Annotated in this window: 27 protein-coding genes; 8 read left to right on the plus strand and 19 right to left on the minus strand. The window is 39.2% G+C overall.

All coding sequences use genetic code 11. The features are described 5' to 3' along the window. Window positions 1-1152 carry an MFS transporter gene (locus CLV81_RS19440; RefSeq protein ID WP_106147770.1) on the plus strand — a complete coding sequence of 384 codons (1152 nt, stop codon included), beginning with the start codon at window positions 1-3 and terminating at the stop codon, window positions 1150-1152. Here the strand turns inward: CLV81_RS19440 and CLV81_RS19445 are convergent. Together CLV81_RS19445 and CLV81_RS19450 are read right to left on the minus strand one after the other, a co-directional pair. Next, window positions 1149-2318, minus strand: a complete 1170-nt coding sequence (locus tag CLV81_RS19445; RefSeq protein WP_106147772.1) for a peptidase associated/transthyretin-like domain-containing protein — start codon at window positions 2316-2318, stop codon at window positions 1149-1151. The genes CLV81_RS19440 and CLV81_RS19445 overlap by 4 nt on opposite strands. Next, a complete protein-coding gene (locus tag CLV81_RS19450; RefSeq protein WP_106147774.1) occupies window positions 2315-2998 on the minus strand; it encodes a hypothetical protein in 684 nt (227 codons plus the stop codon). The genes CLV81_RS19445 and CLV81_RS19450 overlap by 4 nt, the downstream gene beginning before the upstream one ends. 87 nt (window positions 2999-3085) lie before the next feature. Between CLV81_RS19450 and CLV81_RS19455 the strand changes: the two genes are divergently transcribed. The 4 genes from CLV81_RS19455 (at window position 3086) to CLV81_RS19470 (ending at window position 5385) form a co-directional block, all read left to right on the plus strand. Further along, complete coding sequence (locus CLV81_RS19455) at window positions 3086-3715, plus strand: RNA polymerase sigma factor (RefSeq protein WP_211298032.1); 630 nt, start codon at window positions 3086-3088, stop codon at window positions 3713-3715. Further along, complete coding sequence (locus CLV81_RS19460; RefSeq protein WP_106147776.1) at window positions 3715-3903, plus strand: hypothetical protein; 189 nt, start codon at window positions 3715-3717, stop codon at window positions 3901-3903. Before CLV81_RS19455 ends, CLV81_RS19460 begins: the two co-directional genes overlap by 1 nt. A 22-nt stretch (window positions 3904-3925) precedes the next feature. Continuing rightward, entirely contained in the window at window positions 3926-4753 is an 828-nt protein-coding gene (locus CLV81_RS19465) for a mechanosensitive ion channel family protein (protein WP_106147778.1), read from the plus strand. 83 nt (window positions 4754-4836) lie between these two features. Beyond that, complete coding sequence (locus CLV81_RS19470) at window positions 4837-5385, plus strand: ClpP family protease (RefSeq protein ID WP_106147780.1); 549 nt, start codon at window positions 4837-4839, stop codon at window positions 5383-5385. 137 nt (window positions 5386-5522) lie between these two features. On the opposite strand, the gene CLV81_RS19475 is transcribed toward CLV81_RS19470, so the two are convergent. Genes CLV81_RS19475 through CLV81_RS19490 form a run of 4 tightly spaced genes read right to left on the minus strand, consistent with a single transcriptional unit; the run spans window position 5523 to window position 9122 of the window. Continuing rightward, complete coding sequence (locus CLV81_RS19475; protein ID WP_106147782.1) at window positions 5523-7055, minus strand: cryptochrome/photolyase family protein; 1533 nt, start codon at window positions 7053-7055, stop codon at window positions 5523-5525. A 4-nt stretch (window positions 7056-7059) separates the two neighbouring features. Beyond that, complete coding sequence (locus tag CLV81_RS19480) at window positions 7060-8352, minus strand: DASH family cryptochrome (protein ID WP_106147784.1); 1293 nt, start codon at window positions 8350-8352, stop codon at window positions 7060-7062. Window position 8353: 1 nt separating this feature from the next. Further along, window positions 8354-8488, minus strand: a complete 135-nt coding sequence (locus tag CLV81_RS19485; RefSeq protein ID WP_106147786.1) for a DUF2256 domain-containing protein — start codon at window positions 8486-8488, stop codon at window positions 8354-8356. Continuing rightward, a complete protein-coding gene (locus CLV81_RS19490) occupies window positions 8457-9122 on the minus strand; it encodes a flavin reductase family protein (protein ID WP_106148099.1) in 666 nt (221 codons plus the stop codon). Before CLV81_RS19490 ends, CLV81_RS19485 begins: the two co-directional genes overlap by 32 nt. Window positions 9123-9252: 130 nt before the next feature. On the opposite strand from CLV81_RS19490, the gene CLV81_RS19495 reads away from it, so the two are divergent. Beyond that, complete coding sequence (locus CLV81_RS19495) at window positions 9253-10593, plus strand: FAD-dependent oxidoreductase (RefSeq protein WP_106147788.1); 1341 nt, start codon at window positions 9253-9255, stop codon at window positions 10591-10593. Window positions 10594-10626: 33 nt separating this feature from the next. Here CLV81_RS19495 and CLV81_RS19500 read toward each other — a convergent pair whose 3' ends face one another. The 4 genes from CLV81_RS19500 to CLV81_RS19515 all read right to left on the minus strand — a co-directional run bounded on the left by CLV81_RS19500 (window position 10627) and on the right by CLV81_RS19515 (window position 13537). Then, on the minus strand, window positions 10627-11025 hold the full coding sequence (locus tag CLV81_RS19500; RefSeq protein WP_106147790.1) for a DoxX family protein: 399 nt from the start codon (window positions 11023-11025) through the stop codon (window positions 10627-10629). Between the two features lie 184 nt (window positions 11026-11209). Then, a complete protein-coding gene (locus tag CLV81_RS19505) occupies window positions 11210-11596 on the minus strand; it encodes a DUF4174 domain-containing protein (protein WP_106147791.1) in 387 nt (128 codons plus the stop codon). Window positions 11597-11656: 60 nt separating this feature from the next. Beyond that, complete coding sequence (locus CLV81_RS19510; RefSeq protein ID WP_106147793.1) at window positions 11657-12439, minus strand: zinc ribbon domain-containing protein; 783 nt, start codon at window positions 12437-12439, stop codon at window positions 11657-11659. A 3-nt stretch (window positions 12440-12442) separates the two neighbouring features. Continuing rightward, the gene (locus CLV81_RS19515) at window positions 12443-13537 is read right to left on the minus strand and encodes a Nif3-like dinuclear metal center hexameric protein (RefSeq protein WP_106147795.1); all 1095 of its coding nucleotides are present in this window, start codon (window positions 13535-13537) and stop codon (window positions 12443-12445) included. A gap of 14 nt (window positions 13538-13551) precedes the next feature. Between CLV81_RS19515 and lpxK the strand changes: the two genes are divergently transcribed. After that, a complete protein-coding gene (lpxK, locus tag CLV81_RS19520; protein WP_245912111.1) occupies window positions 13552-14583 on the plus strand; it encodes a tetraacyldisaccharide 4'-kinase in 1032 nt (343 codons plus the stop codon). Here lpxK and CLV81_RS19525 read toward each other — a convergent pair. From CLV81_RS19525 to CLV81_RS19565, 9 genes are all read right to left on the minus strand, one after another. Then, window positions 14580-16721, minus strand: a complete 2142-nt coding sequence (locus CLV81_RS19525; protein WP_170068347.1) for a tetratricopeptide repeat-containing hybrid sensor histidine kinase/response regulator — start codon at window positions 16719-16721, stop codon at window positions 14580-14582. The two genes, lpxK and CLV81_RS19525, sit on opposite strands and share 4 nt — an antisense overlap. Window positions 16722-16798: 77 nt before the next feature. Beyond that, window positions 16799-17809, minus strand: coding sequence for a type I glyceraldehyde-3-phosphate dehydrogenase (gene gap, locus CLV81_RS19530; protein WP_106147801.1), 1011 nt, complete (start codon window positions 17807-17809; stop codon window positions 16799-16801). A 24-nt stretch (window positions 17810-17833) separates the two neighbouring features. Then, window positions 17834-18709 carry a lipoyl synthase gene (gene lipA / locus CLV81_RS19535; protein WP_106147803.1) on the minus strand — a complete coding sequence of 292 codons (876 nt, stop codon included), beginning with the start codon at window positions 18707-18709 and terminating at the stop codon, window positions 17834-17836. Between the two features lie 62 nt (window positions 18710-18771). Then, complete coding sequence (locus CLV81_RS19540; RefSeq protein ID WP_106147805.1) at window positions 18772-19329, minus strand: RNA polymerase sigma factor; 558 nt, start codon at window positions 19327-19329, stop codon at window positions 18772-18774. Between the two features lie 38 nt (window positions 19330-19367). Then, entirely contained in the window at window positions 19368-19574 is a 207-nt protein-coding gene (locus tag CLV81_RS19545) for a membrane or secreted protein (protein WP_106147807.1), read from the minus strand. 76 nt (window positions 19575-19650) lie between these two features. Continuing rightward, window positions 19651-20409, minus strand: coding sequence for an anti-sigma factor (locus tag CLV81_RS19550; RefSeq protein WP_106147809.1), 759 nt, complete (start codon window positions 20407-20409; stop codon window positions 19651-19653). Further along, window positions 20406-20972: an RNA polymerase sigma factor gene (locus tag CLV81_RS19555; RefSeq protein WP_106147811.1), complete on the minus strand. Its 567-nt coding sequence runs from the start codon at window positions 20970-20972 to the stop codon at window positions 20406-20408. The genes CLV81_RS19550 and CLV81_RS19555 overlap by 4 nt, the downstream gene beginning before the upstream one ends. Before the next feature lie 199 nt (window positions 20973-21171). Continuing rightward, complete coding sequence (gene murB / locus CLV81_RS19560; protein ID WP_106147812.1) at window positions 21172-22188, minus strand: UDP-N-acetylmuramate dehydrogenase; 1017 nt, start codon at window positions 22186-22188, stop codon at window positions 21172-21174. After that, the gene (locus tag CLV81_RS19565) at window positions 22185-23378 is read right to left on the minus strand and encodes a pyridoxal phosphate-dependent aminotransferase (RefSeq protein WP_106147814.1); all 1194 of its coding nucleotides are present in this window, start codon (window positions 23376-23378) and stop codon (window positions 22185-22187) included. The genes murB and CLV81_RS19565 overlap by 4 nt, the downstream gene beginning before the upstream one ends. A gap of 141 nt (window positions 23379-23519) precedes the next feature. On the opposite strand from CLV81_RS19565, the gene CLV81_RS19570 reads away from it, so the two are divergent. Further along, window positions 23520-24860: an aspartyl protease family protein gene (locus tag CLV81_RS19570; protein WP_417935443.1), complete on the plus strand. Its 1341-nt coding sequence runs from the start codon at window positions 23520-23522 to the stop codon at window positions 24858-24860. Window positions 24861-24902 lie beyond the last annotated feature (42 nt).

Raw genomic sequence — 24902 nt, forward strand, 5'->3', positions numbered from 1 at the left:
ATGAAATCATTGCAACTTATTTTTTCCAACCCAAGATATTTTGGTCCAGCTTGGGTTTTTGCCAGTTTAAATATTTGGTTTGGAACTTGGGCCATATACATTCCTTCAGTCAAAGAAAAGCTGGATATCAGCAAAGCTGATTTGGGAATTGCATTGTTCTGTCTTTCTTTGGGCGTATTTGTGATATTTCCTTTGGCTTCCACGATCATCAATCGATTGGGGGTTGGCAAAGCAACTTGGTATGGAGTGTTTTTAAGCAGCATTGCGGCACTTTTCCCTCTATTGGCTCCAAACTATTATGTTTTGATGGTCTCCTTGTTTCTTTTTGGGGCTACTAACGGATTGACTGATATCGCTATGAACACCTTGGTCACCGAAATTGAAAAAGAGGATAAGCAAAATTTTATGTCTGCCGCTCACGGTTTTTTCAGTTTGGGAGGTGTTATAGCCGGTTTGGGCAGTTTTTTAATTCCATGGATAAACAATCCGTTCCTTCATATGGTGATTATGGTGGTGCTAGTTTTTTCTGTCAATGTATACTTTAAGCGAAATTATTTTTCCATTCAAGCTGCCCCAATAGAAAAAGAACCTTTTAGCCTCAAGTTGTTCAAGCCTTTGCTGCTTTTGGGAATTATTGGATTCGTATCTATGGGTAGTGAAGGGGCAATCGTGGACTGGAGCGGACTTTATTTGAAGGAAGTTGTCTTGGCGCCTGAGCTATTGATTGGTTCAGGATTTTTGGCTTTTTCCATATCGATGACCTTGGGAAGGTTTTTGGGAGATGGAATAAGCGCAAGAATAGGTTCAATCAAAATTGTTGCTCTTGGTACCTGTATTGCAATTCTCGGATACGTTTTGGTACTAACCGGTTCCATATTCTGGGCTATAACCGGTTTTGCTTTTACTGGACTTGGTTTCTCCGTAATAGTTCCAGAATTGTTCAGAATTGGCGGAAATATCAAGGGAGTGGATTCTGCACAGGGTGTATCTTTCATTGCAGGGACTGGGTATGCAGGTTTTTTGCTGGGACCGGTAATCTTAGGATTCATTGCTGAAAATGGAGGCCTGAAAAATACCTTTTCCGTTTTGTTGGGCGTTGCCGTTCTGGTACTTATAGTTTCACAAGCACTCACCCGAAGAAAAAGAGGCTAGTTTTTCCTTTTTCGTTTTGATTTGAATGGATTCTTCTTGGAATCAAAAGAATTGATAAAATCCTGCATCTCTTTCGTTAGGAGTAATCGGTTTTGATTCTCCCAAAATTCAGGATTATAATCGTGTTTTAACTTAAAAATGTCCTTCTCTCCATTAGTGTTGCTGTTAAAACTAAAGGAGCCGTTGTTTTCAAAAGTCTGCAAAATATATTCGCAGGTATACAAATCTTTGAACGTTTTCTTGGTATGGGTGATTTCCACAGAATACAAAATTTTGGCTGAGGTGATAAAATATTTGTCCCATTTAGGAGATCTGGTAAAATTGACGATCTGGTTCACACCAACCGTCCGTGAGCGTACAGGTCCATTTTTAAAATATCTATCCCTATCTATTCGGCTCTGCATCACAAAAGCTTCAATAGCCTTGGATTGATTGTCGATGATGTAATTTCCCGAAGTATTCAAACCCACCAAACTCGAATCACTTTGAAAGAATATTTTGGACTTACTCTGATTTTCATATTCTTTTTCAACGAGACTAAAACCATCACCAGTGGCATTCAATCGGATGGTTTCGAACAAAAGTTCTGAAAGCGAAAAAAAACTGAAGTACACTTTATTCTCGTCCTTATCCGTACCTATTTTTCGCATGTTGGATATTTCAAAAGAAAAATCCTTCTTTGAAGACTCCATCCCAGTTCGATAAATCAGAGTCTTTCGTTGCAATTTTCCTTCAATATCCTGTATCCTAACCATTTTACCATTTTTACGAAGCAAACACCTGAGAAAGAAACGCTCTTTAAAAGGTGTGAACATGTAATGCTTTGGAATTGAATCACGCACCTTATCCCAGAGGGTTTTTGTGTTTGTCAATATGATTTCGTTTAGCTTAAAGGCACTGGGTTTTAAATACAAGGTGTCCCTCAGTGCTTCAAATGTGGTGCGTACCTTTTCATAGCCCACCTTATAGGCGACTACAGAATCCAACTCGCTCATGAAAAAGAATGTCCCATCCGAATTGGTGGTAGTATGGTCCATTTTGTTGTATACATCCACAAATTCCAAGGGCTCCTTGCTTTCAGCATCAAGGATGACCACTAACCTTTGGTTTTGTGCCCAACCAAAAGTGATGGAAAAGATAAGTAGGGGAAGAATCTTTAACCTCATTCGGTAACGACCTTCAAATTGGTAAAGTTTAAATTAAATCCACCTTCAGGTTTTTTATGGTCTTGTGCTAGCTGAAGACCCCCAATTTCAATGTAGTTTTCCCATGTTGTGGTCATTGATGGTTCTGCCTGATTTTCTTTTCTGAATACCCATTCCCTAAGAATAAAGTCATCGCCAAAATAGAAATCATAGGCATCGCCAGGAGTGTACCCACCTTCATTGGAATATACAATGGTTAATTTTTGCATGGGACTGTTACTTATGGGAGCGGTAACACTCTCAGTATGTTCATACTCAAAATTGTTTTGGTCCCAGACCAGATTGAATGGAGCCAATACCCAATATCTATCATTGATGAACCCTCCGTTGGTTTTGTAAGCAACACTGTCCATTTCTTTTCTGAAATAGGTCAGGGTATCATTTGCGCTTATTGCAGTTACTTGATTGGTTTTAGGTTTCCAAATCCACGAACGTTCAAAATGGGTACTATCCCTATCCACATTAAAAGTGAAGTGAAATTCTTTTACGGCCTTCCAATTTTCATATCCATGGGCGGAGGCAATTTTTTCAAGAATGGATTGAGAAGGCTCCGCTTCTGCAACGGTGCTTTTTTTTGGTTCGGTTTTACAAGCCACAAGGAAAAGGGATAGACAGATAAAAATGGAAAATGGTGCTTTCATAACTTGGTTTATTATTCAAAGATACCGTCTTTTTAAGTTATCTTGTTGATTGATTTAACCAAGACTTTCTTCTGTAAATACCTGTAAGTGACTTTTATAAAAAGGCTGTTTCTAACTCTTATAAGTAACCTTGATAAGAGATCATTGGAAGAAAATGACCCGTATGCCCACCTTTCGGATGAGGAGTTGGTGGAACGGATTGTGGCCAATAACAACCCCATGCTTTTTGGAAGATTGTATGACCGATATGCAAAAATGGTGTACAATAAGTGCTATGGTTTTGCCAAATCGCAAGATGAGGCAGAAGACCTGACACAGGATGTTTTTCTTCAACTGTTCATCAAGTTGAAGATGTTCAAAGGAAAATCCAAGTTTTCCACTTGGCTATTTTCCTTTACCTATAACTTTTGTGTCAACTATGTAAACCGGAACAAACAACGCAAAATGAGTGACAAATCGGTTCCCGTGGAAGATTCCGAATATAAACTTTCGGCAGAAATCCCTGACGAGGACCTTTTTGAAATGAAATCTAAAAAACTGAAAAAAGCCTTGGATTTGATTTCTGCAGAAGAGAAATCCCTGTTGTTGCTCAAATATCAAGATGGGGCCAGTATAAAAGAGCTGACCGAGTTAATGGAATTGGGCGAAAGTGCGATAAAAATGCGTTTGAAACGGGCAAAGAAAAGATTAATGGAAACCTATAATACCTTGGAATAATGGCGAAAAAACGAAAAAATCCTTTTAAGGAATTGGAGGCCTCATTACGTGAGGTGCCCCCTGGTATGAAGAAAAAGGTGATGAACGATATTGCTGCGGCCAAGCTCATTATGGACATGGGCTCCCTGTTCTCATTTAATATTGGCTCGGCATTGAGAAGACTCTTTAAAACTTTTGGAAACAATTGATAACAATAGTAAAACAATACAGATGGAAACAATAAACGAATGGAAAGACCTGACTTTTAATTCCCTAATAACCATGGGAAGGGATATCGCTTCTGCCTTGCCAAAAATAATAGGGGCACTTATTATTTTATTGATTGGATGGATTGTGACAAAGATTATCTTATTTGTACTTGGTAAAATCCTGAAACTGGCCAAAGTGGATACGTTGAGTGAAAAAATCAATGAGATGAATTTGTTCGGGAAAGGAGATTTCAAATTTGACATTGCCAAAATCATTTTGGGATTTGTTAAATGGTTGTTGTTATTGGTCTTTCTAATTGTTGCGGCTGATATCCTTAGCTGGGAAATCATTTCCACAGAAATTGGTAACCTCCTTCGCTACTTGCCTAGACTGTTTAGCGCTCTCGCTTTGATGATGATTGGATTATACGTTGGGAATTTTGTAAAAACCACTGTGAAAAAATTGTTCGACAGTTTGGAATTCTCAGGATCCAACGTGGTCAGCAATATGTTGTTCTACATCATTGTGATTTTCATTTCCATTACTGCGTTGAATCAAGCCGGGATTGATACCACGATAATTACCAATAACATCACCATGATTCTGGGAGCTTTCCTTTTGGCTTTTGCCCTAGGATTGGGATTGGGTTCAAGGGATATTATTACAGACTTGTTACGTTCTTTCTATACCAGACGAACCTATGCCGTTGGGGATAAGATAGTTATAGGGGAACATTCTGGTACGGTGGAAGCTATAGAAAACAATAGCCTTACACTAGTAACCAAATCAGGAAAGTATGTTATTCCCATTAAAGATGTAACATCCGCCAAAGTAGAAATCAAAGGCTGAGGTAAAATGATATAACAAGTCGTTAATAGGGCATGTTACTTCCTTGGAATTTGATTAATTTTGAAACTTTCAATACGTAAAAGATGAGTTCAAAAAAAGGAAAGGTCAGCGAATTGATCCAAGAAAAATTACTGGAAGAGAGAAAAGTGTTTTTATGGGGAATGGTGGATGATGATTCAGCAAAACACGTAATTGACCGGTTGATGTACTTGGACCTACAAAGTAATGACGAAATTCAATTGATTATCAATAGCCCAGGAGGGTATGTTACCTCGGGGTTTGCCATATACGATACCATAAAACAAATAAAAAGTCCTGTTTCCACCGTTTGTTCTGGACTTGCGGCTTCCATGGGATCTATTTTACTTTCTGTGGGGGAAAAGGGAAGACGTTTTATCCAACCTCATGCTAGGGTCATGATTCATCAACCTAGTGGGGGAGCTCAAGGACAAGCATCCAATATTGAAATTCAAGCGAGGGAAATCATCAAAACCAAAGAATTGGGAGCCCATATCTTAGCAGAGAACTGCGGCCAAACTTTTGAGAGGGTAATGAAAGATTTTGACCGCGACTATTGGATGGGGGCGGAGGAATCCGTTGAATATGGAATCGTTGACGGAATTTTAGAATAACATTGGTCTATAAAAGGGAAAAAGTCCTTCGTAGTGTTTACGAAGGACTTTCTGCATATATATGGACGCCGAAGCGGAATATTTTATATATCTACGGCAATAACAATGCCGAAAGATTTTAATGTTCTGTTAAAATGTTAAAATCTTTCCGGATTCTTGATGATTTCCTGTGCTCTTTCCCTTAGAATTGCCATTTCTTTGGCGTCTTTTTTCTTTAATAGGTTCAGCATCATTGACATTCTTTGGTTGTTCTCAAAGTATTCCTTCTTTTCATCCAAAAAATTCCAATACAGCGAGTTGAAAGGGCATCCTGTATCACCGGTCTTTTCAGTAGGCTTATAATGGCAACCCTTACAGTAGTTTCCCATTTTGTTGATGTAATTGGCACTGCTCACATAAGGCTTTGTTGCTACGATTCCCCCATCTGCAAATTGGCTCATCCCCCGGGTATTGGTAATCTCAACCCATTCAATGGCATCAATGTACACGCCAAGGTACCAAGCGTCTACTTCATCAGGATTTGTCTGTGTCAACAAGGCGTAATTTCCAATAATCATCAATCTTTGTATATGATGTGCGTAGGCTTCGTCCAAACTTTGGTTTATGGACTGTTTTAAACAGTTCATCTTTGTCTTTCCAGTCCAAAAGAATGCTGGTAGCGGATTGTGGTTATGCAATTCATTCAAACTGGCGTATTCAGGCATGTTCATCCAATAAATCCCTCGCATATATTCCCGCCAACCAAGAATTTGACGGACAAAGCCTTCCACCTGTGAGATATGTATATCCGATTGATTTTCATAAAAGTGTTCCAGCACCTGGTCAATAACCCTTTTGGGTGAAAGCATTTTGCTGTTCATTGCAAAAGATAAACGAGAATGAAAAAGGAATTTTTCACTGGTATGGAAGGCATCTTGATAATCTCCAAAATACTTCAATAGGTTTTCGCAGAAATACTTCAATAGGTCTTCACATTCTGCTTCAGAGGTGGGCCAGTTAAAACGTCCCGCATCAATGTTTCCAAAAGTTTCGACTTCAGCCTGGTTTATTTCATCCAAAAGTGCACTCACATCCTTTGAAAAGTTGAGTTCTTTGGGAATGGCAGGTGAGCCGGTCCATTTTTTACGATTGCTGTGGTCGAAGTTCCATTTCCCGCCATCCGGTTGACCGTTTACCATCATGATGTCATGTTTTTTTCGCATCATCCGGTAAAAGCTTTCCATAATCAATTGCTTTTTCCCTTCGAAGAAATCTCGGAGTTCATAGCGGGTAGTATAAAAGTGTTCTGTATTAAAAGCCTCGACCGGTATATCCAGGGATTCGCAAATATCAGAAAGTTGTTTATCCAGTCGATATTCGTCAGGGAATTGATATTCAAATTTACCAGCGCCATGCTCATCTATTTGATGCTGAATAACTTTATCTAGGTCGTGAAGATTTTCCGGGTCATTTATCTTTAGATAAACAATAGTATGTCCTTTGCTCTTTAATGCTTCTGAGAAGTTTCGCATAGCCATAAAAAAACCGACCACTTTTTGGATGTGATGTTTCACATATTCGGTTTCTTGACGCATTTCGGCCATGAGGTAGGTGACATTGTCATTCGTTTCTTCAAACCAGCTATGCTGCAGGTTTAATTGGTCCCCGAGAATTAAGCGTAGTGTTTTCATCCGATTAGAATAAAGTGTCTTGCAGCCATAGATTTTGAAACCTTCCCTTTGGATCGTACATCTCGGCTTGTCTTTTTATATTGAACTTTCGGTCCCTTGGGTCATTGCCCACACCACTATTGTACATCCAGTTGCCCCAATTGCTATGCACATCATAATCAATGAGCATTGATTCAAAATAAGCAGCCCCAATGCGCCAATCTTGTTGTAGTTCTTTGGCCCAATAACTAGCAACGTTTTGTCGACCTCTATTGCTCATCCAGCCGGTTTTAGCCAATTCTTTCATATTGGCATTTACAAAGGGCTCAGTGGTTGTGCCTTCAGTCCATGATTTTAATTGAAGTGGGCTGGATTTCCATTCATAGGATTTTTGAAGTATTCCACCCAATTTGAAAATGTCGTTTCCATACTTCAGCGAAACATATTTGAAGTAATCACGCCATATCAATTCAAAAATGAGCCAATAAGTATCCTGGTTTTTCTTGATATCCTTCTCGAACTTTTTAACCTCCCAATAAATGGTTCTAGCCGATATACTGCCATTGGCTAGCCAAGGGGAAAACTTGGAACTATAGTCCGTTCCCACTAATCCGTTTCGAGTTTTTTTATAAAACGCAAGCTTTTTTGAATCCCAGAAGTAATGTTGAATTCTTTTCAGGGCTTCCTTCTCACCACCTTTAAATGGAAATGCGCTTTTAGGTTCATGGGCGAAATGCTCAAATCCAAGTGCTTCAAGAGATGGGATTTTAGTGGAATTTTTTATCAAATTATCCTTTGACATGGATGGAACCTCTTCCTCTCGTCTTACACTAACTTCTTTTTCACATTTTTTCCTGAATTGGGTAAAAATGTTCGGGATACTTTGAAACGATGGATAGGGAAGGTCATCGGGATGGAAGAGAAATTGTTCAAAACTTTCAATGATGTCAATTCCGTTGGGTAATTTGGATTTTACGCTGTTCAATACATTAACCTCTTCCGAAGTCCATTCTCTCTGCTTATAAATTTGGTGTATGTTGTATTCATTGACCAAGTTTGGCAATACGTTTTCTGGTTTATCAACAAACACAAGCAGATTTATGTTCAGGGCTTCAAGATTTCTTTTGAGTTCGGTCACGGTTTCAATTAAAAATTTGGCCCTAAAACGTTCTGTTTTTTTGAACCCATGCCTGGTCATTTCAAAAGAACGCGGGTCAAAAAAGTAGGCAGCTATGACCTTCGTCTCTTTAGCGGCTTGTGCGAGACTTTGATTATCAGCCGTTCGTAAGTCGTTTCCAAACCATACCAATGTGTTCATCTTACTTTGATTTTTTGCAACGTTGGCTGCAATATTTTACTGCTTCCCAATCCTTTTCCCATTTTTTTCGCCAAGTAAAAGGTTTACCGCACACTGCACAGATTTTAGTGGGAAGATTCACTTTTTTGTGCGCCATGAATAAGGGATTCTAAAGTTTCGTCCGGCTTGGCATATGAAAGTCGGTCCGTTATTTTAGGTTTGGCATACCCATCCAGCCCCACGATGGATACCAAATTGGCTTCATCAAGTTTGGCCCAGAAATCATCTAACAAAACGGATTCCTTGATATAAATGTCTTCAATGGCACCTACCATAAGAATACATCCGTTTTCCTGTATTTCATATTCATTGACATAGGAACATCCAATTTGGATAGGGCTTTCTTTCACAAAAGGAGAAGGAAAGTCGCCTTGGTAACTTTCGGTCAGTCCTGTTTTTGTAAATTCCGACTCGTCTTTTCTGTATTTAGCTGAGGTAGCGTGGGCCCTTTTGTAAATTTCTTCGGTAACAGCGTTTATGGTATAGGTGGAAGAGGCTTTGATGTTGTCATACGTATGGCGTTCCACAGTTAAAGGCCGAAGTACAAAACCCAGAAGTGCCGGATTACTTCCCAAGTGAATAACCGAGTTGAAAATGGCCACATTGGTTGTCCCATCTTTTGATTTTGAGGCGATGAGATTAGCGGATTTATAACCGGAAACGGTATTAACAAGGTTCGCCTTGTGTCTCGAAGGTAAAGTTCTAATAGCTTTTTTTGAAAGGTGTATCATAGTTTGTTTAACAAAAGTACAAAAATGATAAACAAAAATAAAAAAGTTTGTGGATGATTCGGTTAAAGGTTGCATACGGGTCAAATTCCTTATTTTAGTGGTTCAACAAAATTTCACCTCAAGTCACCTAATGGTACAGACTCCGAAAAACATCGCCATCATCGGTTCAGGATTGGTGGGTTCCCTACTAGCGATATATTTAAGAAAACAAGGACATTCGATTACGGTTTTTGACCGTCGACCGGATATCCGTACTGTTGAATTCTCAGGCCGTTCCATCAATCTAGCTATGAGCAATAGGGGATGGAGGTCGCTTCGTAAAGTAGGTCTTGAAGAAACCATCAAAGAAATTGCCATTCCGATGGATAAACGGGCCATGCATGTTGTGGACAAGCCAATGTACTTTCAATCTTATGGTAAGGAAGGCGAGGCGATTTGGTCCATTTCCCGTGGTATATTGAACCGGAAAATGATTGATTTGGCAGAGCAGGCCGGAACCGTTTTCCAGTTCAATGAAAAAGTATGGGATGTGAACCTTCCTGAAGCAAAAATCTATACTGGAGAGTCAGAGAAAAGTGAATGGAAAGAGTATGAATTTGACATGATTTTTGGTTGTGATGGTGCCTTTTCACGTGTACGGCACAAGATGCAACGTAGAAGCCGCTTTGATTATTCCCAAGATTTCATTGATGTGGGCTATAAGGAATTGACCATTCCACCCAATGCGGATGGTACCCATAAACTGGATAAGAATTCCTTCCATATCTGGCCTAGAGGTAACTTTATGTTGATTGCCTTGCCAAATTTGGACGGAAGTTTTACGTGTACCTTGTTTTTGCCTTTTGAAGGAGAGGTGTCCTTCGATAACATCACTACCGAAAAAGAAGCCAAGCAATTCTTTAAAACCTATTTTCCTAATGTTCGTAAGGAAATAGAGGATTTGACCGGTGACTTTTTTAGAAACCCAACCAGTGCCATGGTAACAATGAAGTGCTATCCGTGGACTTATTGGAATAAAGTGGCTTTGGTGGGAGATTCTGCCCATGCAATCGTGCCTTTCTATGGACAAGGTATGAATGCCGGGTTTGAGGACATTTTTGTATTGAACGAGCAGATTGAAAAGTTTGGGGATGACTGGGATGCCATTTTTGAACACTATCAAAAACTAAGAAAGCCCAATGCCGATGCCATTGCTGAATTGAGTTACAGAAATTTTGTCGAAATGAGCAGCAAAACAGCAGACCCAAAATTCTTACTTCAAAAGAAAATTGAAAAACGGTTTACTGAAAGGCATCCGGAGAAGTGGATACCGGTCTATAGCCGGGTTACTTTCTCAGATAGGCCCTACTCGGAAGCATTGGAGATAGGGGATAGGCAAGAAGCGATTATGAAAAACATCATGCAAACGCCCAATATTGAAGAAAATTGGGATTCTTTGGAAGTCGAGGAACAGATTCTATCCTATTTATAAAAAAGGCGGACTTTTCAGAACCGCCTTCTTGTTTTAAGCACCTTGAACGTGGAATGGAGATTTTTCGTGTTGTTTTTCGGATTTTCTTCGCTTGCCTAGAAAATAGGTCGTGAACAATAGGACCAAACAAATCACGGCGGGTGCTCCATTTCCATATTTGGAAACACAATGCGCAATGATTGCGAAAACTAAGTTTAAGATGAAACCAGCATATGCCCATTCCAGAAGTCTTTTGCTTTTGTTGTAGAAAATTAAACATAGGCCAATGAATTGAGCTATAGCCAAGGGTTTTACCAAATGTTCGGGATATCCAAGCTTCGCATATTCATACACCATAGCATCATAAGCAAACAAATGTTTGTATAAGGAAGCCAATATCATTGTAGAAAACAATCCAAGAAAAACGTAGTAAGTAGTATATTCTTTTTTCATAGTTTGATGGTTTAAGATTTGTTATGCACTAAGTTACCCTCTAAATTCCGGGACAAGGAATAGAGTTTTGCCGAAACCAACTAAACTGTGGTTCAAAAGGAGGTTGGTTGGGATAAACGGAATTTTTTTGGCATTGAGTTCAGATAGGAATACTTCCTCTCCTGCACTGCTTCAGGATTTGAAATCAGTGTTTGTCCATTTTTCGCATTTCTGCTCGCCTCATGGGCATGGAATCCACTGAATCAAAAATTTTCTGAGGGGCTACTATAAATGGCTTTTTCAATTTTAGTCCTCCATCTTTTCCGATTAGCAGTATCCCTTGAAAATTTGGGGCAATTGAAAACTGTAATAAATCCTGGGAACCAGGTCCTCTTTGGAGTAACACTATATCTCTATCTAGCAGGTCCTTGTTATTTTGATTTAAGAGTTTTAGCTGTTGTTTGGCCTTTGGCGCATTTGATTCCTCACTTACCAGAACTATCAATCGATTTTTCCATCGATATTCATTCAATTCCTGCCCGAAGCATTGAAAACTAAAGGCAAAACATAGTATGAGAAACAAAGATTTCATAAGGTAAAATACTAAAAAAGCCACTCAAAGAGTGGCTTTTTCCAAAGGAAAAGGAATCCTTTATATTTTTTCAAAAAGCTGTTGCATTTTGTCTTGCTCCTCTTCTGCCAATAAAGGATCTACTAGAATCCTTCCGCTGTGTTCATCCGTGATAATTTTTTTGCGGGAAGCAATCTCAACTTGAACTTGAGGTGGAATGGTAAAAAATGAACCTCCAGAAGCTCCACGCTCAACTGGAACCACAGCCAATCCGTTCTTTACGTTATGACGAATGCGCTTGTAGGCCTGTACCAAACGTTCCTCTATTTTTTCCTCGAATTCCTCGGATTTTTTAAGTAACGCTTTTTCTTCCTTTTCAGTTTCTGCCAAAATAGCGTCCAACTCCCCTTTTTTATGCTTTAGGTGATTTTCACGCTCGGTAAGTTTTTCTTTGGTTTCTGAAACAACCTCTTTCTTTTGCTCAATTTGTGCCTTGAACTCCTTGATGTTTTTCTCTGCCAATTGAATTTCCAACTCTTGGAATTCAATTTCCTTGCTCAATGAGTTGAATTCGCGGCTGTTACGGACATTCTTTTGTTGCTCCGCATACTTTTTCATCAAGGCTTTGGACTCTTCAATAAGGTTTTTCTTGGCCGCTATTTCAAAATTGATGGTTTCCACATCGGTCTTCAACTTGTCCATACGTGTTTTAAGGCCCAATACTTCATCTTCCAAATCTTGTACCTCCAAAGGAAGCTCACCTCTAACATTACGTATTTCGTCCACTCTTGAGTCAATCAACTGAAGGTCGTAAAGCGCTCTTAGCTTCTCCTCAACAGTGATGCTTTCATTTTTATTCGCCATATATTATAAATACTTGATGGGATTTGTTATACTTTCCGATAACGCGACTGCAAAATTAGGAATTTTTTTCTTAAGATAATCAACCAATAAGTCTTTTGTAAACTGCTCAGATTCAAAGTGTCCGATATCTGCCAAAACAATTTGGTTTTCGGCTTCAAAGAATTGATGATATTTTAGGTCTGCCGTTAAAAAAACATCAGCTTTTACTTTTTTGGCCGCTCCAATGGCAAATCCTCCACTGCCTCCCAAAACGGCTACTTTTTTGATTTTTTTCTTCAAAAATTGTGAATGTCTGATGGAAGGGACGTTCATTTTTTGCTTAACACTTGACAAAAACAGGTCTACATCCATTTCTTCCTTCAAATTGCCAACCATGCCCATGCCCATTTTAGAGTTGGGATTATCCATTGAATAGATTTCATAGGCTACCTCCTCATAGGGATGGTTTTCCAACAGGGCTTTGACAACTTGGTTTTCTTTTTCGAAGGAAAAAACCACATTGATTTGAACTTCGTTTTCAAAATGGGTTTTACCAATTTCTCCCAAAGTGGGATTGGCCCCTTCCTCTGCTTTAAAACTTCCTAATCCTTCTGTGCTAAAACTGCAATGACTATACTTTCCAATGTTTCCGGCTCCTGAGTTAAATAAAGCCTGTTTGAGCGTTTCAGCATCCTTTTGTGGAGCATAGGTGGTCAACTTTTTTAGGGTGTTTTTTTTGGGAATCAATATTTCTGGATTTTGAATACCCAAAACCTCACAGATTTTTCGATTTACTCCAAATTGATTGTTGTCCAGAGCGGTATGAATGCTGTAAATGGCAATATTGTTTGCGATTGCCTTTATAACCGCACGTTCCACATAATTTGCTCCTGTTAATCGCTTGAGCCCCATGAAGATGATGGGATGAAAACTGACTATTAGGTTGCGACCTTTCTCAATGGCCTCATCCACGACATTCTCCAAGGTATCCAGAGTGACCAATATTCCAGTTACTTCGTTTTGGGGATTGCCAACCAAAAGACCAACATTATCAAAATCTTCGGCATGAGCCAAAGGGGCAAGTTCTTCAATTATCCGGGCAACATCCTGTATTCTCATGGGAAAAATTAAATATGGCTAAAGATAAAATATTATATTTTCGCTCTATGTGGCGTGTCCTAAGAATCATAGCTTTCCCAATTTCCCTGGTTTATGCACTTGTGGTTTACGTCAGAAACCGATTTTACGATTGGGGTTGGTTCTCTTCAAAGAAGTATGATATTCCTACTGTATGTGTTGGTAATCTAAGTGTGGGCGGTACGGGTAAAACTCCAATGATAGAGTACCTTGTTGGGATTTTGAAAGATAAGGAAGTAGCAGTGCTAAGCAGGGGATACAAACGAATATCAGAGGGCTTTGTTTTGGGAAACTCTTCAAGTACTGTGGCCGATTTGGGGGATGAACCTTTTCAGATACACAAAAAGTTCCCTCAGGTCCAAGTTGCTGTGGATAACAGCAGGCAAAATGGAATCGAAGAACTCATGAAGTTGAATAGGTCAGATGCAATATTGTTGGACGATGCATTTCAACATCGTAAGGTAATTCCATCTTTTTCAATTCTTTTAACCACATATTCCAATTTGTATGTTGATGATTGGTATTTGCCCACCGGTAACCTCAGAGATAGTAAAGGGGAATCGCATAGAGCGGATATTATTGTGGTTACTAAATGCCCTCAAGAACCCTCTGAAGCGGAGAGAAAAAGGATAGTTGAGAAATTGAAACCAAAAAAAGGTCAAAGTGTCTTGTTGAGCTGGTTTGTTTATGCTGACTTAGTGAAGCACAGTTCTGGAAAATCCAAAGAATGGAAGGATTTTGAAAATAAAAAGGTGGCCGTTGTTACGGGAATCGCCATGCCAAAACCTTTTACTACGTTTTTGGAATCCAAAGGAATCCAATTTCAGCATCTTGAATTTGGAGACCATCATTATTTTACGGAAAATGAAGTCGAAAAGTTCAACGGTTTTGATATGATTTTAACCACAGAAAAGGACTATGTTAGACTAGAGGGAAGGGTTGATGAACTGTATTATCTAGAAATATCCCATTGTTTCTCAAAACAGGATAAGGCTATTTTGGAAGATAAACTATCTGCTCTGTTCTAAACGACGCCACCGGTCTTTTTCCTAAAGATATTCTCCCCAATTTTTTGATAGAAAACTTCAGGCTTGAAGGGTTTGGTCACCACATCATTACAGCCCGCTTGGTAAAAACTGTCTAAACTATCGTCCAGCGAAATTGCGGTAAGGGCTATAATGGGGATTTCCATATCAAATTTTCGAATTTGTCGGGTGGCCTCTTCACCGCTGATTCCGGGCATATGGATATCCATCAAAATGGCGTCATAGGTATTGGCTTTTGCCAAATCTATGGCCTCGTTACCATTGTTGGCAATATCGCAAGTAATTTCCTTTTTGCTCAACATTTTCTTGGTTATGACCTGGTTGATTTTGTTATCCTCAACCACAAGAACATGCAAACCTTTAAAGTTGAACTCTTCGGGATTTAGTTCGAAAGCAATCTCCTCTAGTGTGTTGTTATCCAGTTTAAGGTTCATTTCAAAAAAGAAAGAGCTGCCATGTCCTACTTCACTCTCCAAATGGATTTTACTATCAAATAATCCCAAGAGACTCTTTACAATGGTAAGGCCAAGACCTGTACCGCCATATTCTCTATTGATTTGAACCGAACCTTGTTCAAAACTATCAAATATGTGCATCTGTTGTTCTTCGGAAATACCTATTCCATTATCCTTAACCTCAAAATACAGTGTTACCTGATCTTCTTCCTTTCTAAGCAATTTGGCAATGACCTCAACTTTTCCTTCTTTGGTGAACTTGAGCGCATTTCCAACCAGGTTCATGAAAATCTGGGAAAGTTTCAATGGGTCACCCAGTAATTGTTTGGGTATGTTGGAATCGTAATCGAGTATAAGTTTTGTGTTGTTCTCGTTCGCATTTTGCTGTAAAGAGTCGACCACATCTGCCAATACTTTCTCCAGTTTGAACTCGATGTTCAAAGGTTCCAATTTATCGGCATCAATTTTATTAATTTGAAGAATATCGTTGATAAAGTTCAATAAGTAGTCACCCGAGAATTTCAATGATTTTAGATGCTCTTTTTGATGGTCGGCCGGATTTTCTTCCAAGAGCAAATGGGTTAATCCCGTAACCGCATAAAGTGGAGTTCTTAATTCATGCGTTACTGTTGAAAGGAAATTAGTTTTTGCTTCCATAGCAGATACCGCAGCATCCCTTGCCAGCTCAAGTTCTTTGTTCTTCGTGTAGAGAAGGTCGTTGGTCTTGAGCTTTATCTGGTTATTTCTAAAGAGCGATACGGCCAATAGGGAGATAATGGTCAAAAACGCCGAGGTAAGTATAGCAGTAATCTCCGAGCGGTTCTTAGATTCACTTAGCTCTTCATTTTTCGCCGTCAACTTATTGATTTCATTCATTTGATGGTCAAATCGAATCTTATCGGCAGTTTTTGCTTCAAGCTTTACCTTGTCTATGTTGAATAGTGAATCTTTGATTTGCTCCAAATTCTTTCGGTAAAAAAGCGACTCTTCATAGCTTGCCGTTTTTTCATAAATATCCGAAAGGAGTTGATTTGCAGCTTTTATTTCTTTGTAGTAACTATACTTTTGCGATAGTTCCAGAGCAGCCTTGGAGTGCATTATACCATCTTCCAAATCATCTTGTATCCTACTTATTTTAGCAAGTTGGATATTGGCTTTTGTAGCAAGATAAGGTCTTTCCTTATCGTCAGAATTGACAATCAGGGCATTCAAATTAGTTTTTGCCTCCTCATACTTTTCGATGTTGGAATAGATATACCCTTCCAATAAAAGTATGTTGTTCCCCAAATTTCTATTGTTGCTCAGTGTTCTGGATTCTTCCAGAAGTTTTAATGCCTGAAAATTGTTTCCTTCATCAAACCGAATGCAAGCTTCCAAATATTTATGGAAAGCATTTCCAAATGGATACGAGAGGTCCTTTAGAAGAATACTGGCCCTGTCCCAATAAAAAAGTGCCGTTTCGCGATCACCTTCTTCCAAATATATTCGAGAGTACTGATGATATGTGTCCAACAGTAACTTGGCATCTTCATTGTTCTCCGCTATTTCAGAGGCTTCATTGAGGCTTTCCAAGGCCTTATCCATCTTGTTTTGATGGCGATATTTTAGAAAATCGTCGAAAATGGATTGTACTTGGGATGTGGAACTTATGTCATTTTGGGCCATTCCCAGTTGGGTGCATAGAATTATGCACAGCAAAATGAGGATTTTACCGCTTATGCGATTGTGGGTTGAGCTCAAAATCAAACGTAATTCTTCCTTATAAATAAATCGATTACATCAATTATTCTGGAACAATATCCAGTTTCATTATCGTACCATCCGATTATTTTGACCATTTTACCAATAACGGAGGTCATCAAAGAATCAAACGTACAAGAATAACAACTATTGTTTATATCAATGGAAACTATAGGGTCTTCTGTGTATTTCAATACATTTTTCAAATCTTGGTTTGCACGTTGTTCAAAAACCTGATTTACCTCCTGTATGGATGTCTCCCGTTTTACATTGAATGTAATGTCTGTTAGCGACCCATTGGGTACCGGTACACGTATACCACAGCCACCAATAACATCTGACAAATTAGGGAAAATTTTGGTAAGGGCTTTTGCCGCCCCAGTGGTAGTGGGAATTATGGATTGCGAAGCGGCCCTAGAACGCCTTAAATCGCGATGCGGCCTATCGTGCAGACTTTGGTCCGAAGTATAGGAATGTATCGTGGTAATGTATGCCTGGTCTATACCACAAAGCTCATCAATAACCTTTATCATTGGTGCAGCATTGTTGGTGGTGCAGGATGCATTGGAAATAATATGGTCATTTTGGGTAAGAAACTCTTCATTGACGCCCATTACAATCATTTTGATGGAGTCTTCCTGTGGAGGTACGGAAAGAATTACTTTTTTGGCTCCGTTCTCAATGTGTTTTTCAAGTACTTCCTTTGTTTTAAACTTGCCCGTAGCTTCTATTACAATATCCACTCCATAATCACCCCATGGGATTTTACCGGGATTTTGGTGATTTAGTACCTGTACTGAATGGTTGTTTATTAGCATACTGCCCCCTTCTGTGGAAATGGTTGCATCGAAGCTTCCATGAATGCTATCATACTTCAAAAGATGGGCTAGGGTAGGGGCATCCGCCAAGTCATTGATTACAGCAACTTGGATATCTGGCCGTTTTTCCAATAATCGGAAAAGTGTGCGACCAATACGACCGAAACCGTTTATTCCAATGGTAATGCGTTTCATAAAAAGAGAAAAACAAAAAGAGGATTAGTCAATGTGCTTATGTGCCTTGTAGGACGAACGTACCAGAGCACCGCTTTCTACATGCCTGAACCCCATTTCCAAACCGATTTCTTCATACTTTTTGAATTGTTCTGGAAGAATGAATTCTTTCACGGGCAAATGTTTTTTTGAAGGTTGTAGATATTGTCCAATAGTTACCACATCAACATCCACGGAACGTAAATCTTCCATGGTACGTATTACTTCTTCTTCCATTTCGCCCAGTCCTAGCATAATTCCGGATTTGGTCCTTCTGGCTCCGTTTTTCTTCAAATAATCCAAAACGCCTAGACTTCGGTCATATTTAGCCTGAATACGAACCTCACGGGTCAGTCTTCTTACGGTTTCCATATTATGGGAGATAACTTCTGGTGCCGCCTCCAAAATTCTATCCAAATGCGTTTCGATTCCTTGAAAATCTGGAATAAGAGTCTCTAAGGTAGTGTTGGGATTCATTCTTCGAATGGCCTTAACGGTCTCAGCCCAAATAATGGACCCCATATCCTTAAGGTCGTCGCGGTCTACTGAGGTGACCACCGCATGTTTGATACCCATTATTTTAATGGAACGTGCTACTTTTTCGGGTTCTGCCCAATCAACACTTTCTGGTCTCCCCGTCTTAACACCACAAAAACCACAGGAACGTGTACAGATATTGCCCAAAATCATGAAGGTAGCTGTACCCTCTCCCCAACATTCGCCCATATTGGGACAACTTCCAGAAGTACAAATGGTATGTAAATCGTACTTGTCAACCAACCCTCTTAACTGGGTGTATTTTTTCCCTGTTGGAAGTTTGACACGAAGCCATTTGGGTTTCCCTTTAGGTGGTGCAACGCTTTCGACCGTTGTAGTGCTCATATCAATTTTTTAGATGTACAAAGATACGAAACTGCGATAGGATGATAAACTTAGATTGAAAGCTACTTTTTTTTGATTATCTCCGCCAACAACTTTTTGGCACGTAGCAGTTTGACCTTGATATTGTTTATAGGTTCATCAAGTTCTTTGGCTATGTCCGCGTAGCTCAACTCATTAAAATACCTTAGGTTAATCACCTTTTGATAATGTGGTTTCATTTTTTTGATATCCTGCAAAAGGCTGGCCAGATTCTGTTCGATGATGAGTTGGTCTTCGACCGTAGGGGTCTCATCCAAAACCCTATGTACGGCCTCTCCGTGGCTGTCCATTTCTTCCAGCACGTTTCTGTTTCTTTTGCGGATTAAATCCACATGAAGGTTCTTGGAAATGGTAATCAACCAAGTACGGAACTCATAGTCCTCGTTGTAGGTTTCAATTCTATCAAAAGCCTTGGAAAAAGTTCGTATAGTAATGTCTTCGGCATCATTTTCGTTTTTGGTCCGAAGCAACTGAAAACCATAGACATCGTTCCAGAAGGTGTCCAAAAGAAAACTGAAAGCGATCTGGTTTCCTTCCTTTGCTCTTTGGATGTTTTCCTTAATGGAATCTGTTTTGCTCAAAGTCTATGTTTGCTGGAGGTGAGCCTTTTTGGTAATGTTTAGACCTCTACCACGGAATCTTTCTTGCAGTCCTGCTCGCTTGGGAGTTTTCCACAATAACCACAAGCTTCCCCTTCTTTGTTTAGAAACGGACTTTGGCTAGCGCAGGTCCCTGCGAACTTTCCATCTTTTTTTGACCATATTTTGATGGTTATTCCGGCAAGTGCTATTCCAAGAAGGCCTATTGTAAGCAATATTAATTCCATAGTCGAAATTTTAAGCAAAATTACGAAATACCGAACTATTAGGGATCCTGTTTAAGGTAACTTTAGAAAAGTTTGCTTAATACATAATATTTGCCACAATATTCTGTACCGATGGTGAAGTATTACCACCTTTCGGCTCTATGGTAATATAGCCTATGGCATTGTCTGCGTAAGGGATGGCAAGAAGTTTATCCTTATCGTCCAATTGTTTGATAACCCCAAGGTTTACAAGCTCACCGTTAACCTCGGCCCACATCTGAAAACACTTGTTTTCTGGAAGTTGAGGTACGTTGCTGACATTTATATATGAAAGCTTTTTTACTGGATTGATATAGGCAACCGCCTTAAGCTCCTTCCCTTCCTTTTTTCCCTTAACGGAATACTTTTTTGTATCTGGGTTATTAAGAACAATAAATTGGTTTCGCACATCTTCCAACTGGTTCTTCATGTTCTCTTCCAAATACTTGATTTTGTTGTTGACCAAGGTATTTTCTTGCTGCAAGCTTTTGTTTTGGTTCCAAAAGAACAAGGAAGACCCTGCGAATACCAAAATGGCTACGCTCGCCGCTACCGCGTATCTCCATAAACTAATATTGGAGGACTTTTGTCTTTTGGCACTATGAAGAATTATTTCTTTTAGGCCCTCAGGCGTCTTTCGTGCATAGAGCTTGGCATAGGCCTCTAAATTATCTTGAAGCTCGTTATATACCTTGCGAACCTCAGGATACATGGCAATATAGCGTTCAGCTTGGGAAGATTCCTCTTTGGTAGCATCTCCAATGAGGTATTTCTCCAAAACATCTGATTCTAAGAAGGATAGTATTTTTTCTTTCATGGCAAAATATTTAATATTAAGAGCAGTGTTGTCGACACTTTATACAGTTTCCCAAGTTCCCGTAAACCTATTTTAAGTCGGGACTTTATGGTTCCCAGGGGAATATCCAGTTCATCACTGGCTTCCTGTTGGGTCATTCCTTGAAAAAACAAAGCTTCAAGAACTATTTGGTATTTAGGCTCAATTTTTTCGAGATTATCCTGCATGTCCAAGACATCAGGCCTAATACCTTCCACTCCAACATTATATACGTCAGAAACGTCAATTTGGACTTCTTTGTCCATTTTATTGTTTATACTCCGTAGCTTGTCGATTGCCGTATTCCTTGTAATTCTGAAAAGCCATGTAAAAAGCTTGGCTTTTGAGACATCATAGGTGTCCGCTTTTTTCCAAATTTTAATGAAGCTTTCCTGAAGGATATCTTGGGCCAAGTCATCATCCTTCACCACCTTGTAAGCGACACCATATAGCGTGTCTCCATAATGTTCATACAATAATGATATAGCCTTGTCATCCTTTTCCGCAAGAAGGGTAACAATATGTTTTTCGATTAGTGAGCTCATTTGAGGTTTCTAAGGTAAAATTTATTGGGGGCGAAATCTAAAAATACGTTTTGCACCGTATATAAACCAACGCTAAAATATAAAAAGCAGTTTTGCTGAGCGTTGACTTTAAGAATACGGTGCGATAAAGCACTCATTATATTAAGTTTTTGGTTAGTTTGGTTTGGTATAACCCCTGTAATTCATAGCAATGCAGGGGTTATCTTATTATATTCACTTCTGGTGTTATTTCTATTTTGAATTTTTTATTGACCGTTCTTTGAATGGTTTTTGCCAAATCCAATATTTCTTCTCCAGAAGCATTTCCGTGATTGACCAATACCAAAGCTTGTTTTTCATGCACTCCAGCGTCTCCAATGCGTTTACCTTTAAAACCACATTGTTCGATAAGCCATCCTGCGGGTATTTTAATCTCAGACTTCGAAATCTGATACGAAGGAACTTCTGGATAGCTTTTTTTTAGTCTTTCAAAGGTTTTCTTGGAAACAATAGGATTTTTGAAAAAACTTCCACTATTACCAATCTCATCTGGGTCTGGCAGTTTGCTTCGGCGAATGGCAATGACGGCTTTTGAGACATCGTGGACAGTAGGGTATACGATGCCCAGTTTTTTTAGCTCATTCTCAATAGCGCCATAATTCGTATTGAGTTGATGATTTTCTTTGGTTAACCTAAGGTTTACTGAAGTTATGATATACTTTCCTTTGGCTTTGTTTTTGAAAATGGAATCCCTATAACCAAATTGACAACTATCTTGGTCAAATTCAACCAATTCACCTGTAGCTATTTCCATAGCTGTGCAACTTTCAAAGACATCTTTTAACTCAACACCATAGGCACCAATATTCTGAATCGGGGCTGTACCTGTGTTACCTGGAATCAATGAAAGGTTTTCGAGACCTCCATATCCCTTGTCCAAACTCCAAAGTACAAGATCATGCCAGTTTTCTCCTGCCATAACTTTGAGTACGACTTCAGAATCGGTTTCGTCCTCGATTGAAATTCCTTTTAGATTGATGTGCATAACCAAGACATCAATATCCTGGGTCAATAAAACGTTGCTGCCTCCACTAAGAATGAATTTTTTGGGATACGCCTTTAACTCAAGTACTTTTTGCAACTGAAGTAAACCAGTAATCTCCACGAAGAATCTAGCAGAGACATCTATGCCGAAAGTATTGTATTTTCTAAGTGATATGTTTTCTTGAATCTTCACTTATTTGGAAAGGTGTTCAGAGCTTCACTTAAAATATGTACCGCTTTTATAAGCTGTTCCTTTTCAAGAACATAGGCGATTCGAATTTGATTTTTTCCAAGTCCCTCTGTGGCGTAAAATCCTGCAGCCGGAGCAACCATTACGGTCTCACCGTCCATTTCAAAACTTTCCAGAATCCATTGGGCAAAATCATCAGCATCAGCAACTGGAAGTTCAACAACACAATAAAAAGCTCCTTTGGGAACCGCTACCTTAACTCCATCTATTTTTTGAAGTTCTGAAATTAGGATATTTCTCCTTTCAACATACTCCTCAATGACATCGTAAAAGTATTCTTGAGGGGTATCCAGCGCTGCCTCGCTGGCAATCTGTGCAAAAGTGGGTGGAGATAATCTAGCTTGTGCAAACTTTAAGGCAGTATCCATTACCGTTTTGTTCTTGGATACCAAACAACCAATTCTGGCTCCACACATACTGTAGCGTTTCGATACAGAATCCACAACTATGGCATGTTCTTCCAAATCAGGAAGTTGGAGAATAGAGTAGTGCTCGGTTCCATCGTAGGTAAACTCACGGTAAACTTCATCAGCCACAAGAAAAAGATTATGCTTTTTAACCAATTCTGCCAATTGTTTAATTTCTTCCTCAGTGTAGAGATAACCCGTTGGATTACCTGGATTACAAATGAGAATGGCTTTGGTTTTTGAAGTAATACGTTTTTCAAATTCAGCAATTGGAGGTAATGAGAAGTTGTTCTCAAGAGTAGACACAATTGGTACCACATTTACTCCAGATGCCGTGGCAAACCCATTATAATTGGCGTAAAAAGGCTCTGGGATAATGATTTCATCATCAGGGTCCATAATGGTGCCCATTGCAAATGAAAGAGCCTCGGACCCGCCTGTGGTTACTATAATCTCTTCATGAGATACTGAAATATCATTTTTTTTATAGTAGTTGGCAATCTTTTTTCGATATTCTTCAGAACCTTCGGTCATGCTGTATGCCAAAACTTCAATAGTATTGTTCCTTATGGCATCCAGGGCAACCTTTGGGGTTTTGATGTCCGGCTGTCCGATGTTTAAGTGGATAACATGCGTCCCTCTTTTTTTGGCTGCTTCCGCATAAGGAACCAACTTGCGAATTGGTGAAGCGGGCATTTTTTTACCCTTTTCAGAAATCGTGGGCATTTGAATTATTTTAGGCAAAAATGGTGAAACCAAAGCATGGAAACAACCAAATCCTCAAATATTTAAGCGGTTATAGGAATGTTAAATTAAAGTTATAATTAGACGTTTTTTCCTATTTTTAAAAGACTTACTATTTTAAAAGTGTATAACTTGAAGCTATTGGCATTCTTTTTGGCTATTTTTTTGAGCTGTTTTCCATTGTGGATTTCGGCCCAAGGATTCAAATTGCCATCTGAGCAGAAACTTCAGAAAATCAAGTTTGAACTGGTTAACAACTTGATGTTGATTCCAATTGAAATAAATGGTTCAGACTTGACTTTTGTGCTTGATTCAGGTGTAAGCAAACCTATTCTTTTCAACTTGGCAGAGCAAGATTCTGTTCAAATCAATAATGTTTCTGAAGTCACAATTCTTGGTTTAGGAGGCGGTGAGCCTATAAAGGCTTTAAGTTCTACTGGTAATGCATTTAAACTGGGAAAAGCCAAGAACTACAACCAAGATATGTATGTGGTTCTGGATAAAGGAATTAATTTCTCGACTTCACTGGGAGTACCGGTACATGGAATCATGGGATATGATTTATTTCGGGATTTTATCGTGGAAATCAATTATTCTGCAAAGAATATTAAGTTGCATAATCCAAATTTATATGAGGATAAACCAGATAAAAAAGCACAGATTCTACCTTTGACAGTGGAATCTCGGAAGTCCTATGTTAAAGCTACCGTTCTTTCTGAGGACTCTGCCGATATACCAGTTAAGCTTTTGGTAGATACTGGTAGTAGCGATGCTCTTTGGCTCTTTCACCAGCCGGAAAAGGGTCTGGAAATACCCCATAAGAATTATGAAGATTATTTGGGAAGAGGGCTGAGCGGAGATATTTTCGGAAAACGATCCAAAGTCAATGGCATACGTATTGGGGATTTTGAATTGAAAGATGCTAAAGCGGCCTTCCCTTACCGTGAATCCATTGGATTTTTACAAAACTATGGAGACCGGAGTGGAAGCTTGGGAGGCGAAATCTTGAGAAGATTCAATATGGTTTTTGATTATTCGCGAGGTACATTGAAACTTAAGAAAAATGGGAATTTCAAAGCCCCTTTTCAATATAACTTGGCTGGTATCGAACTGCAGCACAATGGGTTACGATACATTGCAGAGCGCATTGCAAACTCAAATGGTATTGTCCAACAAAAGAAAGGTTCATTTGGTAATGTCCAGATATTGTTAGAGAATAAAACAAGATTGAGTTTGGTCCCAGAGATTGTAGTTTCTTCAATTAGGTCCGGAAGTCCTGCTGCCGAGGCTGGTCTTAAAGAAGGTGATGTTATACTAGCCGTGAATGGGAAAAGAATACATAAGTATAAGATTCAGGAAATATTGAAAATGCTCAATGAAAAGGAAGGGAAACGCATTCGTGTGCTCATTGAACGTTATAATAGAGACCTTCTTTTCACTTTTGTCCTGAAAAAAGTATTTTAAATAGAAAAACCCCTGATTATCAGGGGCTTTTTGTTTTGTAAG

Source organism: Flagellimonas meridianipacifica (genome assembly GCF_003001695.1).
GTDB lineage: Bacteria > Bacteroidota > Bacteroidia > Flavobacteriales > Flavobacteriaceae > Flagellimonas > Flagellimonas meridianipacifica.